16 protein-coding genes are annotated in these 16,038 nt (G+C 39.9%); 10 read left to right on the top strand and 6 right to left on the bottom strand.

What is annotated here, in order from left to right; all coding sequences use genetic code 11:
• Together H4J61_RS05780 and H4J61_RS05775 are read right to left on the bottom strand one after the other, a co-directional pair.
• On the bottom strand, window positions 1-744 hold the full coding sequence (locus tag H4J61_RS05780) for a 5-oxoprolinase subunit PxpA (protein ID WP_182184319.1): 744 nt from the start codon (window positions 742-744) through the stop codon (window positions 1-3).
• Window positions 745-758: 14 nt separating this feature from the next.
• On the bottom strand, window positions 759-1,973 hold the full coding sequence (locus H4J61_RS05775) for a YcbX family protein (RefSeq protein WP_182184318.1): 1,215 nt from the start codon (window positions 1,971-1,973) through the stop codon (window positions 759-761).
• A 216-nt stretch (window positions 1,974-2,189) separates the two neighbouring features.
• On the opposite strand from H4J61_RS05775, the gene mpl reads away from it, so the two are divergent.
• On the top strand, window positions 2,190-3,557 hold the full coding sequence (gene mpl / locus H4J61_RS05770; protein ID WP_182184317.1) for a UDP-N-acetylmuramate:L-alanyl-gamma-D-glutamyl-meso-diaminopimelate ligase: 1,368 nt from the start codon (window positions 2,190-2,192) through the stop codon (window positions 3,555-3,557).
• 387 nt (window positions 3,558-3,944) lie between these two features.
• Here mpl and H4J61_RS05765 read toward each other — a convergent pair whose 3' ends face one another.
• Window positions 3,945-4,238 carry a hypothetical protein gene (locus H4J61_RS05765; protein ID WP_182184316.1) on the bottom strand — a complete coding sequence of 98 codons (294 nt, stop codon included), beginning with the start codon at window positions 4,236-4,238 and terminating at the stop codon, window positions 3,945-3,947.
• A 243-nt stretch (window positions 4,239-4,481) separates the two neighbouring features.
• Between H4J61_RS05765 and H4J61_RS05760 the strand changes: the two genes are divergently transcribed.
• The 8 genes from H4J61_RS05760 (at window position 4,482) to H4J61_RS05725 (ending at window position 12,561) form a co-directional block, all read left to right on the top strand.
• On the top strand, window positions 4,482-7,772 hold the full coding sequence (locus tag H4J61_RS05760) for an amidohydrolase family protein (RefSeq protein ID WP_182184315.1): 3,291 nt from the start codon (window positions 4,482-4,484) through the stop codon (window positions 7,770-7,772).
• Window positions 7,773-8,195: 423 nt separating this feature from the next.
• Window positions 8,196-9,140, top strand: coding sequence for a DUF523 and DUF1722 domain-containing protein (locus tag H4J61_RS05755; protein ID WP_182184314.1), 945 nt, complete (start codon window positions 8,196-8,198; stop codon window positions 9,138-9,140).
• A 64-nt stretch (window positions 9,141-9,204) separates the two neighbouring features.
• On the top strand, window positions 9,205-9,624 hold the full coding sequence (locus H4J61_RS05750) for a GNAT family N-acetyltransferase (RefSeq protein ID WP_182135945.1): 420 nt from the start codon (window positions 9,205-9,207) through the stop codon (window positions 9,622-9,624).
• 114 nt (window positions 9,625-9,738) lie between these two features.
• Window positions 9,739-10,539 carry a formyl transferase gene (locus H4J61_RS05745; protein WP_182184313.1) on the top strand — a complete coding sequence of 267 codons (801 nt, stop codon included), beginning with the start codon at window positions 9,739-9,741 and terminating at the stop codon, window positions 10,537-10,539.
• A gap of 116 nt (window positions 10,540-10,655) precedes the next feature.
• The gene (locus tag H4J61_RS05740; RefSeq protein WP_182184312.1) at window positions 10,656-10,937 is read left to right on the top strand and encodes a putative quinol monooxygenase; all 282 of its coding nucleotides are present in this window, start codon (window positions 10,656-10,658) and stop codon (window positions 10,935-10,937) included.
• A 58-nt stretch (window positions 10,938-10,995) separates the two neighbouring features.
• Window positions 10,996-11,706, top strand: coding sequence for a DUF6445 family protein (locus H4J61_RS05735; RefSeq protein WP_182135968.1), 711 nt, complete (start codon window positions 10,996-10,998; stop codon window positions 11,704-11,706).
• Window positions 11,707-11,771: 65 nt separating this feature from the next.
• Window positions 11,772-12,383, top strand: coding sequence for a DUF2238 domain-containing protein (locus tag H4J61_RS05730; RefSeq protein WP_182184311.1), 612 nt, complete (start codon window positions 11,772-11,774; stop codon window positions 12,381-12,383).
• A 10-nt stretch (window positions 12,384-12,393) separates the two neighbouring features.
• Window positions 12,394-12,561: a hypothetical protein gene (locus H4J61_RS05725; protein ID WP_182184310.1), complete on the top strand. Its 168-nt coding sequence runs from the start codon at window positions 12,394-12,396 to the stop codon at window positions 12,559-12,561.
• A 35-nt stretch (window positions 12,562-12,596) separates the two neighbouring features.
• Here H4J61_RS05725 and H4J61_RS05720 read toward each other — a convergent pair whose 3' ends face one another.
• Window positions 12,597-13,136, bottom strand: coding sequence for an NADPH-dependent FMN reductase (locus tag H4J61_RS05720; protein ID WP_182184309.1), 540 nt, complete (start codon window positions 13,134-13,136; stop codon window positions 12,597-12,599).
• A gap of 134 nt (window positions 13,137-13,270) precedes the next feature.
• Here H4J61_RS05720 and rluF point away from each other — a divergent pair, with 134 nt between their 5' ends.
• A complete protein-coding gene (gene rluF / locus H4J61_RS05715; protein WP_182184308.1) occupies window positions 13,271-14,257 on the top strand; it encodes a 23S rRNA pseudouridine(2604) synthase RluF in 987 nt (328 codons plus the stop codon).
• Window positions 14,258-14,411: 154 nt separating this feature from the next.
• Here rluF and H4J61_RS05710 read toward each other — a convergent pair whose 3' ends face one another.
• Complete coding sequence (locus H4J61_RS05710; RefSeq protein ID WP_182184307.1) at window positions 14,412-15,332, bottom strand: fused MFS/spermidine synthase; 921 nt, start codon at window positions 15,330-15,332, stop codon at window positions 14,412-14,414.
• Window positions 15,325-16,002 carry a fused MFS/spermidine synthase gene (locus H4J61_RS05705; RefSeq protein ID WP_259363131.1) on the bottom strand — a complete coding sequence of 226 codons (678 nt, stop codon included), beginning with the start codon at window positions 16,000-16,002 and terminating at the stop codon, window positions 15,325-15,327. Before H4J61_RS05705 ends, H4J61_RS05710 begins: the two co-directional genes overlap by 8 nt.
• Between the last annotated feature and the right edge of the window lie 36 nt (window positions 16,003-16,038).

The raw sequence follows: 16,038 nt of genomic DNA, 5'->3' as shown, positions 1-16,038 counted from the left end.
TTAACGCGACCTTTGCTGATTAATGGTTTGGCGTAATGCTGTAATCATTGCCAAGGCGTTTGGCGTGTCACCATGAACGCATAAAGTATCAATGTGAAATTTCAAGGCTTGTTGATTGATGCTGAGTAAGGGTTGTTGATTAAGTATATCTTGGCAACGACTGACAACATCAATATTGTTGGTTAACACCGCACCGGCCGAAGTTCGTGGCACTAAAAAACCGTTATCCAAATAAGCTCGGTCAGCAAAAGCCTCAAAATAAAGCGAAAGATGATGTTTTTTCGCTATTTGCTGAAATTTATCGCTGTTGGCTATGGCTTGCATCATCAAAGATAGTGGCTTGTTATGACCAGAGTTCAGTTGTGAAATAGCCAAGCAGACATCATCAAATAGGCTTAAGTTGGTCATCATATCATTGTATAACGCGCCATGCGGCTTTACGTAGGCAAGCTGAGCATTTTCAACCGCGCACAATGCCTGCAAGGCGCCAATTTGATATTGTACATTCGCGATTAATTCATCTTGCGATAGCTGGAGAGACCGACGACCAAAATTTTCTCTATCGGGGTAGCTTGGATGCGCCCCGATAATCACTTGATGTTGCTGGGCAAGTTTAATGGTTTTTTTAATGGTGAGGGGATCTGAACCATGAAAGCCACAGGCAATATTCGCCATATCAATCAATGGCATAATATCGGCATCGTTATTATGTTTAAACTCACCTAAATCACAGTTCAACTTCATGTTTTATACTCTATTTACTCATCACTGATGTTACGTCGTTTACGTACGGGATGACTAATAACCACATCGGTAAGCGGCGTACAACTACAACTTAATATATAGCCTTGTTGCTGCTCTTGGTCGGATAAACCATCTTGACAAAGTTGCTCTACTTCACCTTGTTCTAATTTTACTTTGCAGCTACCACACATGCCACCGCGGCATGAATAAGGCAATATTAAACCGGCATCTTCGCCTTGTTCAAGTAGGGTTTGCTTGTTATTACCGGTAATGGTTTTATTAAAGCTGCTAAAGGTGAGTACGGGTTTGTTTGTTTTAACGGTCAATGTTGAATCCTTTTTTACTTGGGTGGTGTTTGTTGCACGAATAATGGACTTACTTTTAACGGACTTACTGCTAACAGTAAATACCGGAGCTGCTTGGCGCTTTAATACTTCAAGGCTATCGCCACGTTTAATTTGGCCTTGATTAAGTGCTACTAAGTTTTGGCCAAATAAAATGTCACCATTAGCTAATTGGCGATAGTTTTTCAAAGTATTTAAAGGCTCTTGCTGGTGATGTTTTTCACTAGTCTTGGGATCAATAGTGGTGAAAATACAGCGCGTGCAAGGTGTGGTTATTTCAAACTCTACTTCACCAATGCGAATGTGCTGCCAATTATCTTCTGCAAAAGCATCGCAGTTATTCACGACGATATTTGGCCGAAATTGTGTCATGGAAATGGTGGTGGTGTCAGCTTTATATTGCTTATTTAAGTTATCAAGCGATGCTTGTGAAATAAGGAGTAAAGGGTAGGCGTCAGCAAAGCCCACTTGGCTATTTTTGTTTTTAACAAAACGTTGAGAATCTGCGCCAAAAAAGAGTAACTGGCAAGGTTTTTCAAGATAGTGACTAAACCATTGATTAATGTTTTCTCGACATTGTTGGGCATTAATAGTGTCATTCCACAGGTTAACAGCAATATACCCTTGGCACAGGTGATGATATTCAATCACTAAAGCTGGCATGTTAGGCGCGATAATGACTAGGCCTGTTGCAGTTAAATTCGCTTGAATTAAGCATAAAGTGGGCTGCGTACGCGCGGTGATAAACTGCCCATCAGGGCTGGCAACAACAAAACGACGATCAAAGGCTAAGCCAAGTTCTTCAACCCAGCTATTTGATAGCTCAATGCTGGCGCTAGACTTTATCGGATAAACATAGATGTTTTGTAGCATAGCCTGACTCATGAACGCTCTCAAATGTAACTAATGATGATGCTAACGGTTTAATTATTTACAGTGGCTAATTAATTATTTCCGTTAGGGTTAATCGTTTTGATAGTGGGGAAAATGCATCGACTTTGCAATATGTATTTTCGGTGGATTAAGGTATATTGCCCCATTGTGATTTAAATTTTAGCTCGAACTAGCATACGCGCGTCAGAGTTATCTAAATAGGTTTTTATGCATATTCATATATTAGGCATTTGCGGCACGTTTATGGGCGGTATTGCCGCTATTGCTAAGCAAATGGGCTTTCGAGTTTCTGGCTGTGACGCCAATGTTTACCCACCCATGAGCACCCAGCTAACACAACTGGGTATCGAATTAAAATCAGGTTACTTAATTGAGCATTTAGACGATGAGCCTGATTTAGTGATTGTTGGCAATGCCATGGCGCGTGGTAACGTGATGGTGGAGTACATACTGGATAGAAAAATTGCTTATACCTCAGGCCCACAGTGGTTATTAGAGCATGTTTTAAAAGATCGTTGGGTGTTAGCGGTTTCCGGTACCCACGGTAAAACCACTACCAGCTCTATGTTAACCTGGATATTGCAATACGCGGGAATGGAGCCGGGCTTTTTGATTGGTGGTGTGCCACAAAATTTTGATTGTTCTGCACGCTTAGGTAATGCGCCATTTTTTGTTATCGAAGCAGATGAATACGATACGGCATTTTTTGATAAGCGTTCTAAATTTGTCCATTATCGCCCGAATACACTCGTCATCAATAATATGGAATTTGATCATGCTGATATTTTTCATGATATCAGTGATATTCAACGTCAATTTCACCACCTTATTCGTATGGTGCCGAGCAATGGTCTTATTTTATCACCAAAAAATGAAGCTGCCATTACAGAAACACTGGCGATGGGCTGTTGGACACCCACTGAATATAGCGTTGTTGAAGCAGATAAACTCTTGGGTTGGCATGCAGAAAAATGTATGGCGGATGGCAGTGAATTTATCGTCAGCTTTAAAGGGGTAATACAAGGGCGAGTGAATTGGGCGCTAATAGGCGACTTTAATATCGACAACGGTTTAATGGCGATTGCCGCGGCTCGACATGCTGGGGTGCCAAGTAAAGTAGCTATCGAAGCGTTAACAAGTTTTATTAATACTAAACGCCGACTCGAGCTTAAAGGTGAGGTGAATCAGGTGAGAGTGTTTGACGACTTCGCCCATCACCCAACCGCTATTGCCAAAACATTAGCCGGTGTGCGGGCAAATGTTGGCAGCAGGCGGGTAATAGCGATATTAGAGCCACGCTCAAATACCATGAAATCAGGTGTGCATAAAGACACCTTGGCAAAATCGTTATCCGACGCGGATATGGTGTTTGTCTATCAAGGCGAGCAAGTTAAATGGTCTGTAGAGGCATTAATTGCTGACTGCGTTCAGCCATGTTTTGTCAGTCAAGATATTAGGCAGTTGGTGGCCAATATTGTGGCGAATGCCCAAGCAGGTGATACGCTGGTCGTCATGAGCAATGGTGGATTTGGTGGTATTCATGAAAAACTATTGTTAGCACTTACTGAGTTATAATTGTTATTTACATATGGCAAAAAAATTATGCCACACTAGGCTTATCAAGCAATGCTGATAGCTACGCCGATAGCAACACCGATAGTAATACCAGAACAAATTCTGCATCAGTATTTTACTTTAGCAAGCGCCATGAGTGCTTGCACAGTGAGACTTGCTAACAGAAAGCATGCCACGGGTTACTCGATGCAATTCACTTCAATTAAGTTAGTTAGTGGCTAAAGACACTAACTAATTAATATTAATGATGCAGATTTATTAACCTAAGTAGGGGGTTAATAAATCTGCATCACGTAGCGCTACACTGATGGTTTTTAACGAAGGTCTTTAATTTAAAGGTACTTACCTAAAGGTACTTATTTAACGGGATCAATTTCAGACCATAAACTAATCAGCATTCGCTGCAATTTTGCTTTTTGCTTTCAGGGCTTTAATATCAACACCATCAAGCAGCAGCATAACATCAGCAAGTAATCTTTTTAGTTCAGTGACTTCAGTAGGAATACTCTTTTTTATTTTTTGTACGTAAGCAATCGCTTCACGTTTTTGAATAACGTCTAATAGCGCTTTTAGGGTATGAGTATCATCAGCATCAATGGGGGGTAACTTTTGTTCACTGGCGACATTGTAAAGTGAATAGGTGGTCACTAAACTCGCCTGTGCTTGTTTTAATCTTTCCATAAAAATCAGTCCTTGTTTTTATTGTTGTATTGTTATCGTTATGTTGCAATTTGTTTAAATATCATACTGAAAAGTAAAAGAGTTGTCTATTTTTTATGCATGTTAATCATCATAAATATTTATATTCACTACGCGCTCATAATGGGTGTTGAACGGTAAATAGCGACTATTTATCGCATTCGACTTAAATTTTCAATGCTGATGTGTTCTAGTAGGTAAATAACAATAATTAGGTGTAATTTAATGTCTAAATTTACTACTCGAATTTCTTCACTAGCACTCAGCATTACCTTGGTATTAGGCGCTGGCCAACAGGCGTTTGCTGACAATGATGTGGCTGAAACGCCCGAAAAATCCGCTGCTGAAAAGTGGTCGGTCAACAGCCCCCAAGGTGAATTTACCAGCGCCAAAATTGACGTGCGCCAAGGTACTTGGATGAATGTTGATATTAGCCCAGATGGTAAAACCTTAGTCTTTGATCTATTGGGTGATATTTATACTTTACCGATTGAAGGTGGTGAAGCAAGCGCTTTGATGACCGATATTGCTTGGCAAATGCAGCCACGTTTTAGTCCGGACGGAAAGCATATTGCTTTTACCTCTGATGAAGACGGTGGCGATAATTTATGGGTCATGAAAGCCGATGGCAGTGCGGGCAAAGCGATCAGTAGTGAAACTTTTCGTTTATTAAATAGCCCTGCATGGTCGCCTGATGGTAACTATATTGTTGGCCGTAAACACTTTACTGGCTCTCGTTCTCTGGGTGCTGGCGAAGTATGGATGTATCACAAAACGGGTGGCAACGGTGTGATGTTAACCAAGCGACCTAATGAGCAAAAAGATTTAGGTGAACCGGCATTTTCAGCTGACGGTAAATACGTTTACTTCTCGCAAGACGCGACACCGGGTAAAACTTTTCATTACAGTAAAGACTCTGAGAAAGGCATTTATAAGATTAAACGCTTAGAGCTTGAAAGCGGTGAAATTAAAGTGATTATTTCAGGTAAAGGCGGAGCGATACGGCCAGTGCCGTCACCTGATGGTCAATATTTAGCTTATATTAGCCGAGACGATTTTCAATCTAATTTATACCTGTATGACTTAAAAAGCGGCGAAGAAAGGCTGATTTTTGAAAATTTAGATCGCGATATGCAAGAAACGTGGGCGATTCACGGTGTTTACCCAAATATGGCGTGGCTACCTAATAGCACTGGCATGGTGTTTTGGTCAGGTGGTCAAATTAACAAACTCGATCTTGAAAGTAACACCAGCACGATTATTCCTTTTCATGTAAAAACCGAGAAAAAAATTCAAACAGCGTTACGTTTTCAACAAGATATTGATCAAGACAACTTTGACGTAAAAATGTTGCGTGATGTTGAAATATCGCCTGATGGCCGAAAAGTCGTTTACGAGTCAATGGGCCATATTTATGTTCGCTCTATTGCCGATGGCCAAGTTAAAGGTCAAGCCAAGCGTTTAACCAAACAAACATCACACTTTGAATTGAACCCTAGTTTTTCGCGTGATGGCAGAACAGTGGTTTATAGTACTTGGGATGATAAAAAGCTAGGTGAAATTCGCTCAGTATCATCACGTGGCGGTAGAAGCAGTGTACTAACCCAAGAGCCGGGCAAGTACATAGAGCCAAGCTTTTCTCCTAATGGTAAAACTGTGGTGTTTCGTAAAGTGGCTGGTGGTTATATTACCGATCCAACTTGGGGCTTAAACCCAGGCGTTTATACGGTAAGCGCTAAGGGTGGTACGCCAAAGCTGGTAACAGAATCAGGTTTACTGCCGCATTTTGGTGCTAACAATGATCGTATTTATGTTTTACGCAAGGGTGAAACACCGCAACTGGTGAAAATTAATTTAGATAATTCATCAAGCGCTAACAAAGAACAAGCGCTTTATCAGGGTAAGTTTGCTACCGAATATAAGGTGTCACCTGATGGTAAATATTTAGCTTTTGCTGAACGCTTTAAGGTTTTTGTAACGCCATTTGTTGAACGTGGCCAAGTGATAGATATTGGTCCAAAAGCGAAAAACTTACCGGTGAAAAAGTTGTCGTTACGTGCTGGTGAAGGTATCAACTGGAATGGCGAATCTAATGAGCTTTATTGGAGCTTAGGTCCAGATTTATACCAAGCAAATGTTGCTGGCTTATTTGATATAAGCGACAAAGAAATAGTTGATAAAGACGAGGCTAATAGCAACGAAGAACAGGCGACAGCGTCATCAACACCCGCGCCGCTGAAAACCTATTTAGGCTTTAAAGAAAAAGCAGATAAACCTTCTGGTCGTGTCGCTTTTGTTGGCGGTAAAGTGATCACTATGGAAGGTGAGCAAGTGATAGAAAACGGTGTAGTGCTTGTTGAAGGCAATAAAATTATTGCGGTAGGTAAAAATGGCCAAGTCGATATTCCGTCAAATGCTAAGGTGATTGATATTAGGGGTAAGTCGATTATGCCGGGCTTGATTGATGCGCATGCACATGGGCCACAAGGCAGTAATGAAATTATTCCACAGCAAAACTGGAAAAACTACGCAGGTTTAGCGTTAGGTGTAACTACGATTCACGATCCGTCAAATGACACCACTGAGTTTTTTGCGGCGAGTGAAATGCAAAAGGCCGGTGATATTGTTGGCCCACGTTTATTCTCTACCGGTAGTATTTTATACGGAGCCACGGTTGCAGGTTATACCTCGCATGTTGATAGCTTAGCCGATGCTAAATTTCATATTGAACGTTTAAAAAAAGCCGGTGTGTTTAGTGTTAAAAGCTACAACCAACCGCGTCGTAATCAACGTCAACAAATGATCCAAGCCGCGCGTGAAGCCGAAATATTAGTGGTACCAGAAGGGGGATCACTGCTACAACATAACTTATCTATGATTATTGATGGCCATACGACGTTAGAGCATTCAATTTCGACGGCGAAAATTTATGACGACATCAAGCAGTTATGGTCACAATCTGAAATGGCTTACACACCCACTATGGGTGTGGCTTACGGTGGTATTTCAGGTGAGCATTATTGGTATGACACGACAAACGTATGGCAGCATCCACGTTTGAGCCAGTATGTACCGAGCGAGTTTTTAGACCCGCGTTCAATGCGTCGTACCAAAGCGCCGCTGCATCATTACAACCACATTAATGTTGCCAAAGTAGCAAAAGAGCTGCAAGACTTAGGCGTTGTGGTTAATGCTGGTGGTCATGGTCAGCGTGAAGGTTTAGCCATGCACTGGGAAATGTGGATGATGGCACAAGGTGGCATGTCGCCATTAAATGCTATTCGTACTGCAACCATCGCACCGGCCCATACCTTAGGTTTAGATAGTCAGTTAGGTTCACTTAAAGTTGGCAAACTTGCGGATATTTTAGTCATTGATGGCGATGTCAGTAAAGATATTCGTTTATCTGACAAAGTGATTTACACCATGATTAATGGCCGTTTGTATAATGCCGATACCATGAATGAAGTGGGTAATTACGATAATAAACGCGATAAATTCTATTTTGAAAAATAGCGTATTAGTTTTATTTTATTAGTAGCTGTTGATAAAACCTGGAAATTTCCGGGTTTTTTTATGTTCAGGATGAAGGGTATGTCACGACCATATGGCCGATCTTGGCCATCTCGGTCATTGCCTTTTTAGCGGTTGACGGACTAAAGTTCGACATGATCATCCGTAAGCTCTATCTAGGTTGGACTTCAGTCCATCAAGTTAAATGAAATTTAACTGCTGTAGATAAAAATGCCTAGCGAAAAAAATATCTGGCTACAGATGTTTGTTAACTTTTTAGGCATCAGGCTTCATCACCTAATCATAGTGTTGTCGAACAGAGCCGACTATATAGCTAAAATACTATTTAAATGATTATCTTAATTAGGCTTTTAGTTATACTGAAATTCAGCAAAAGCTAAAAACTTTCAGTCATAGGAAACAAGCATGGATAATAAACTATCAATCGGCATTAGTAGCTGTTTATTAGGTCATAAAGTGCGGTTTGACTCAGGTCATAAAAACAACGCATATATTAATAACACCTTAAGTGAGTACTTTGATTTTATCCCCTTCTGTCCAGAAGTGGATATTGGTTTAGGTATTCCGCGTGAAACCATTAGGTTGGTACTGATCGATGAAAAAGTGCATTGCGTTGGTTCAAGAACGCCAGATTTAGATGTCACTGAACGACTTAAAGATTGTGCTCAACAGCAGCAATCTTGGCAACAAAAGCTTAGCGGTTATATATTGAAAAAAGACTCACCCAGTTGTGGTATGGAGCGTGTGAGACTTTATAAAGGTGATATGCCAGATCGTATTGGCGTGGGTATTTACGCACAAAAATTGATGGAAAATTTTCCAGATTTACCCGTTGAAGAAGAAGGTAGGTTAGGTGATGCCATCTTGCGCGAAAACTTTATTCAACGGGTGTTTATTTATGCTCGTTGGCAAAAACTATCGGCAGAAGTGTTTTCATTGCACAGCCTGAATTGTTTTCATGCTCAACATAAATATATTTTTATGAGTCATAGCCAGGCGTTGGCAAAAGAGCTAGGCCATTTCTTGGCGCAGGCCCATGCTGAGGTACCTAGTGAGGTCATGTCGCAATACTTGAAAAAAATGATGGTGATACTAAAAATAAAAGCCACTCGAAAAGGTCACGTGAATACCTTACAACATCTGCAAGGTTATTTAAAAACCTCTATCAGCGTTGATGACAAAGCTGAACTAGTTGATATTATTGACCAATACCGTAATGGCTTACTGCCATTGATTGTGCCGATAACCTTATTACGCCATCATTTTCGACGCTTCCCACATGACTACATTACCGAGTCATATTATATGAAGCCGCACCCAAAAGAGTTGATGTTATTAAATAGTTTATAAACATTTCACTGACTTTTAGAAAAGTCAGTGAAAAAGCGATTAAGATCATTAATGGGAGTCAAGCGTGAAGATTGAAGTTATTGAAAACCCTGAAGCAGGGTTAATCGCTTTTTTAGATGAAAAAATTGCTGAATTTAACTGGGCGCATTGGGAAGTCAGTGAACGTAAAGCCATTGCGGTGAAGTTAAACGATGACAAAGGTGATGTTGTTGCCGGCGCCGCGGGACGAACCTTTGGTGATTGGTTAATGATCAACACCTTATGGGTATCAGATACACTGCGAGGCCAACAAGTCGGTAGCAAAATATTACATCAAATAGAGCAGGCGGCGCTAGCGAGAGGTTGTAATAAAGCCTTACTCGATACGTTGAATTTTCAAGCTATGCCATTTTATGAAAAACACGGTTATCAAGTGCAATGGACGCAGCAAGGTTATCCTAAAACTGGTTGTCGGTACTATATGATGAAACAGTTAAGCACATAAAATAATAGATTATTTTGGTTATTTTGGCTTTTATGGAAGTTTTAATGCAAGTTTATGGTGTTATCTAATTTTTTAGTTGAGCCACTTTAAATAATAGCTAGAGGAATGATTATCATGAACATTGTTTTATTGCTCAATAATGACATTGCCAGTAATTTGGCGTTAAATTTATTATTGCCAGCATTACAGGTGCATAATATTAAGGTGTTTTTATCCAGTAAAGTCGGTGGTAATAGTACACGCCCACAAGCCTTGCAGGAGTTAGCGCAATTTGAGCAACACGAGGTTTATCGCACGCTTGAGCAAGTGCAGGCAAAGACCGAACTATCGGTGAATTTTAAAACTTATGCAGACATTACTCAGCAATACGCTATTGAGATAGAAACCTTAAATCAAATAAATTCAGTTGATGGTTTGGCAAAAATTCAAGCATTTTCAGCTGATTTAATTATTTCTATTCGTTACGGGGTGATTTTAAAGCCGCCCGTTATTGCGCTGTCAAAACAGGGCGTGATTAATTTACATTCTGGGTTATTGCCAAATTATCGTGGCGTTATGGCAACGTTTTGGGCGCTGTTAAATGGCGATAAGCAGTTGGCGACAAGTTTGCACTTTATTGATGACAGCACGATAGATACGGGTGGTATTATTGCTAATTCAACATTGTCAGTGCAACAGGATAAGTCTTATCTGTGGCATGTGTTGTCTTTGTATATCGGGGGGTGTCAATTGATCGAGCAAGCGATTAAGACGCTTGAACAGGGGGATGAACTCACAACGCTTGTTCAAGCGGGGCAAGGTCATTATTTTACTTTTCCAAGCACTGAACAAATTACGGCCTTTACCCGATGTTTTGGCACCTTGTATGAGCCAAATGAAATAGTAGATTTACTCAGTGTTATCACTGAAAAATAGGGTGTTTAAAAAGTGACTACGGCATTTTAATGACAGTATCCTAGCGAAAAGTCAGACTTATAATAAACTAACCATAAACCCTTCATTATAATGAACAATCAGGTTTAGAGGTTATTATGAGTATAGTACGGGTTAATGAATTCACTGCTGCAGCAAAAAAGTCAGCTGAACTTTATACTTTTTTACAGGCACTTGTGCCCTATATTACAGGAGCTAAAGGGGGGATTTCCTGTGAGCTTTTAAAGCATCATGAGCATGGAGAGCAATTTATGATGATTGAGCGCTGGGATTGTATCGAAAGTCATCAGCTTGCCATTACCCATTATCCACAAGAAGACATGCAAGCGGCAATGAGTCTATTTGGTGTTGCGCCCAAAGGTAATTATTACAGGCTATGAGTTTAGGTTAATATTTTGATATTATTGAATTTAGTTAAGGATATAGAAAGTAATTAGTATGTATGAAAAATATGATGAAAATATGGTGTTACCTTCAATTCCATATAACTCGCCAACACTGCCTTATGAAAAACCAGAATTGGGGGTAAATTATTGGATTCAAGATGATCTTTTCCCAGTAAAGAAGGCCGTTGAGTTAGCGAATAAGTGCTATAACAAAAAGAAGTGGAAGTTAGGCTCACCCTACACTAAAGAACTTTGGCCAGGAATGCGTTCAAAAAACGCTTTAAGTAAAAGTGATTTACAATTTGTTGAAGATTGGGCGAAATCACAAGTTAATAAAGCTAATTTTTGGGTTGCTGAATCAGACAGTGTGGTGGTTGACAGTAATACGGCCATTTTGGTGGGAGCTGAAGAGGGTGAAGCAAGACCACATGTTGATAATCGAAAGTTATGTCGTTATGGCGCGGTATTGTATTTGAGCCAAAATCCGCCAGCGCATTCAGGCACTAGCTTTTATCGATTAAAATATGGCAATGGTGCTGCCGGTGGCAACTTGGTGCAAGCACCTTACTTAAATTTAGTTGATGCCCTTAAAGCCGATAGTTTACCAAAAGATGCTTGGTATGAAGATGTCGCCATAGAGAATAAATTTAATCGGCTAATTTTATTTAAAGGTAATATTGCTCATAGCGCCAGTGGTTATTTTGGCAATGAAAAAAGAACTAAGCGCTTGGCGATAACGTTTTTTTGGTTAGCAGAAGAGTAAGCTGAAATATGGCTACTAAGTTTATTTGGTCTATTAAATATGCCATTCATTAAAGAGTAAGTAAAATGTTAAAGGTTCTCTGGTTAGTGTGTTTTTTTGTTGTCTTGATTTGGTCTGGTATTGGGCCAAAAGATCAATTCACTTGGTTTTTAGAAGTATTGCCGGCGCTAATAGGTTTAGTATTGATAGTGATAAGTTTTCAGCGTTTTGAGTTAACGCGTTTGCTTTATAATTTGATATTACTGCATTGCATAGTGTTAATGGTCGGTGGTCATTATACCTACGCCGAAGTCCCCTTATTTGATACGATCGCACATTGGATGGGGTCTGAGCGAAATAACTACGATAAAGTCGGCCATTTTTTCCAAGGCTTTGTGCCCGCTTTACTTGCCCGTGAGATCCTTATTCGCAAAAGCATTGTTAATGGAAAAGCTTGGTTAAATGTCATTATTGTTGCTATTTGCTTGGCCTTTAGCGCCTTTTATGAATTGATAGAATGGTGGGTTGCTATCGCTTCAGGTGAAAATGCTGAAGCATTTTTGGGTACGCAAGGTTATATTTGGGATACCCAGTCAGATATGGCCTTAGCGTTATTAGGGGCGATTATTTCCATTATTGTCTTAGCTAAATATCATGACCGTCAACTGGCTAAAATTAGCGTAAGAGCAGCCAATTAATGAGTAACATATGACAGTAAATCAGGCGCTGCTATGGCTATCAATCATTATATTCACGGCCTCTGGCTGTAGTTCTTTTTCTGTTGGCAATAGAGGAGGAACAATCAAAGTGGAGACTAAGGCCAAACAACCGAGTGTTATTGTTAATACTCAAGTTAAAGACAGCGTAAAGACCTAAAAATCACAGTGTAATTTTTAGGTCTTTACTGAAAATTATGCCATTAAAAGTTTCACGGCGTTGAGCAATTGCTGATGTAATTCATCATTAGTGAGCTTAGTATTTTCTACGTCAAAGTTATCAAAAAAGTTTGGTACAGATAACGATGCTTTTACTTGGCCGTCGAAGTAAGGCGCTGAACCTGTCGCTAACGCTAACACACTGCCGGCACCACCTGGTCCAGGAGATGTGGCTAATAATAGCATGGCTTTATTTTGATAAACTTTTTTATCAATGCGCGAGGCCCAATCAAATAAGTTTTTATAGGCGGCACTGTAATTGCCGTTATGCTCAGCAAATGAAATAATAATGGCGTCACTTTCACCCAGTTTATTGAAGAAGGCTTTCGCGGCTTCAGGTTGACCTAATGCTATTTCCTTATCTTGGCTGAAAAGCGGTAGTTCAAAGTCGTTTAAATCGAGTATTTCAATGTCAACATTTGCCTGAACTTCAGCGGCTAGGTTAGCGGCATACGTGGCAAGTTTTTTGTTGATTGATTTACTGCTTGAACTTGCACCAAATGCGATTATTTTCATATTTATTCCTTGTTTATAACCTTGTTTATCGAGTTTTTTACAGCTTTTTGTAACATTGCTCTACAGTGTGACAAAATTTAGGTAAAATACCACCAATCAAATTTAGAATTTACTGATCTTATTTAGGATAGCCAGTGTCAAGTTACGAAAAACGTTTAAACAAATATATTAGTGACTCGGGCTATTGTTCGCGTCGATTTGCCGATAAATTGATCGAAAAAAATCGTGTGACCATTAATGGCAAAGTACCAGAGCTTGGCACTAAAGTTGTGTCCGGTGATAGGGTTTGTATTGACGGTAATGAGATTAAAGCCAGCGCGAGTAATCATACCGACCGAGTTTACATTGCTTATAATAAACCCATTGGTATTACCTGTACCACTGAGCGGCAAGTCAAAGGTAATATTATTGATGCTATTGGTCATACTAAGCGCATATTTCCTATCGGTAGATTAGATAAACCCTCAGAAGGGCTGATATTTTTGACCAGTGACGGTGATATTGTTAATAAAATATTACGGGCAGAAAATGCTCACGATAAAGAATATATTGTCAAAGTTGATAAGCCGATCAGTGAGCGCTTTGTTGAGCGTATGTCAAAAGGTGTCCCTATTTTAGGCACTATTACTAAACCCTGTATTGTCAAACATGAGAGTAAATATGTTTTTCGTATTATTCTTACCCAAGGTTTAAATCGACAAATTCGCCGTATGTGTGAATACCTTGATTATGAAGTGACTGAGTTACAACGCTCGCGCATTATGAATGTTGAACTGGGCAATTTACGTTCGGGAGAGTGGCGCGACTTAACTACAAGTGAAATGGCGGAGATAAACACCGCAGTGGCAGGCTCTCGTAAAACCGCACTGGGTGATGACTTTACTGCAGTAGAAATCACTGAAGCAGCAAGTACTGAAGCAGAAATTATTGACGATGACCATGCTGCAGTAGAGGTTAATGCTGAAGTTGAAAAAGTGGCTATAACAGATAGTAAACATGCCAGTAAAACCATAGCGTCGAAATCACCGGCTGCTTCACGGACCTTAACCCGCATCGATGTGAAAAAACCCACAGCAACATCTTCAGGTAAAAAGCGTTTAAGTTTAAAAAAGAAAAGTTAATTCAGGCAGAAAAATTAAGCTGAGTTATTAATTTCAGTGCCTAAAATTGGCTTAGGCTGAAGCTGGATCTGAAGCGAATTTTCTCACGTTTGATTTTGCTGACGCTACTGCCGTATTATTTTAATATGCTGATGATCATCCTAGCGTTTTAGATTTAGTTTTTTAAATTTAATAAGTTTGCCGGCGAATACTGATCGGTCAATAGTGGCGATGCTGGTGGCCAATCTTGCGTTGTTGCTGTTGAGATCATTTTACGGCTAATTTTGGTGATATCGACATTAAATGGCGATAACTTTTCTTTTAACGCTTTAGCGCGCTGGGCGATAATATCAGCTTTAGGTAAAGCCTTAGCACTGGCTAATATAATGCGATTACTGTTGTTGTTATTTTTAACATTGAAAAAGTCGCCAAAAACGGCTTTATAAGTCGCTGATTCATAATTGTATAACTTACTCACCGAGAAGGTATTGGCCGCTACCACACCGTTATCGCTCAGTAAGCTTTTAACTTCTTGTAAGAATTCTTGGGTCATTAAATGTTCGGGTATGTAGTCACCGTTAAAGGCGTCGAGAATTATCCAATCGTATTGCTGTTTTTTTATCGCCGCACGTTTAACAAAAATGCGCCCGTCTTGTGCTACCGCGGTAACGTTTTTATTTTCAAAAAAGCCAAAATAGTTTCGTGCCACTTTAATGACTGCCGGATCTATTTCCACGTTAGTGATGCTCGCCTTCGGATAAATTTGGTGTAAGACATTTGACATGGTGCCGCCGCCTAAACCAATAATTAAAATACGCTCAGGGTTAGGGTTAATTAATAAACTCGAAAATAACATTTTTGTATAGTTAAAAACTAAGCGTTGCGGATCGTCAACTAACATACAACTTTGTTGAGTTTTAGCACTTTTAACATTGAATTTTAAGCAGCGTAACCCGCTATCTTCTTCGACTAATATGTTGCGATATAACGAACGCTCACTGTGAATAGTTTTGCCCATTGCTTGTGTACTTAAGGCTGAACTAATCAGAGCGTTGCTGATGATGGCGATTAGGAGGCTAGTGACTAATTTATTCATCTGCAGATCCTTGCTGATTACTAGTATGGTTATTAAGGCTATTTTTAGACTGATTGATACGATGAAAGATCATGGCGGTAATACCCAACACAATAAGTGCGCTGCTAAACACCATAATAATATCGTTAACCTCAAACAGTAACACCAAGTAAAACGAGGTGATAATGGTGCCCAAAGCACTGCCGAGTGTTGAAACAAAGTAGAGAAAGCCAGCGACTTGGCCGCTTTTGTTTTTATCAGTCACTAACAAGCGCACCGAGTAAGGTGAAATCATACCCAATATCACGGTTGGCACAAAGAACAAGGCCATTGATGCTAATAATGAACCATAACGGGTATCTTCAATGGTAAGAAATATAGCTTCCATTATCCCTTGTGAAGAAAAGGCTACCGGTAAAATAGCGATCCCCGCACAGATGAAAATTAATCCGTAACGGTGTAAAGAAGCCGCTTTGGTCGATAACTTACCACCGGCTAAATAGCCAAAAGATAAACTCAGCATAAATACTGTGATTATGCTGCCCCAAATATGGACACTACTGCCGAAAAATGGCGCTAAAATTCTGCCACCTAATAGTTCAATACCCATAATGCAAAAGCCACTAGAGAAGGCCAGTAAATAAATCATCGGGTTTTGCCAGGCTATAGTATGGTTATTTTCATTTGTCATTTAGCTTACTACTTCAGTTATTAGCGCTGTTTTTGT

It is taken from the genome of Colwellia sp. MB3u-4, assembly GCF_014077065.1.
Classification (GTDB): domain Bacteria; phylum Pseudomonadota; class Gammaproteobacteria; order Enterobacterales; family Alteromonadaceae; genus Cognaticolwellia.
Note: the sequence above shows the minus strand (reverse complement) of the source record. Positions and strands in the feature narration are given on the sequence as shown.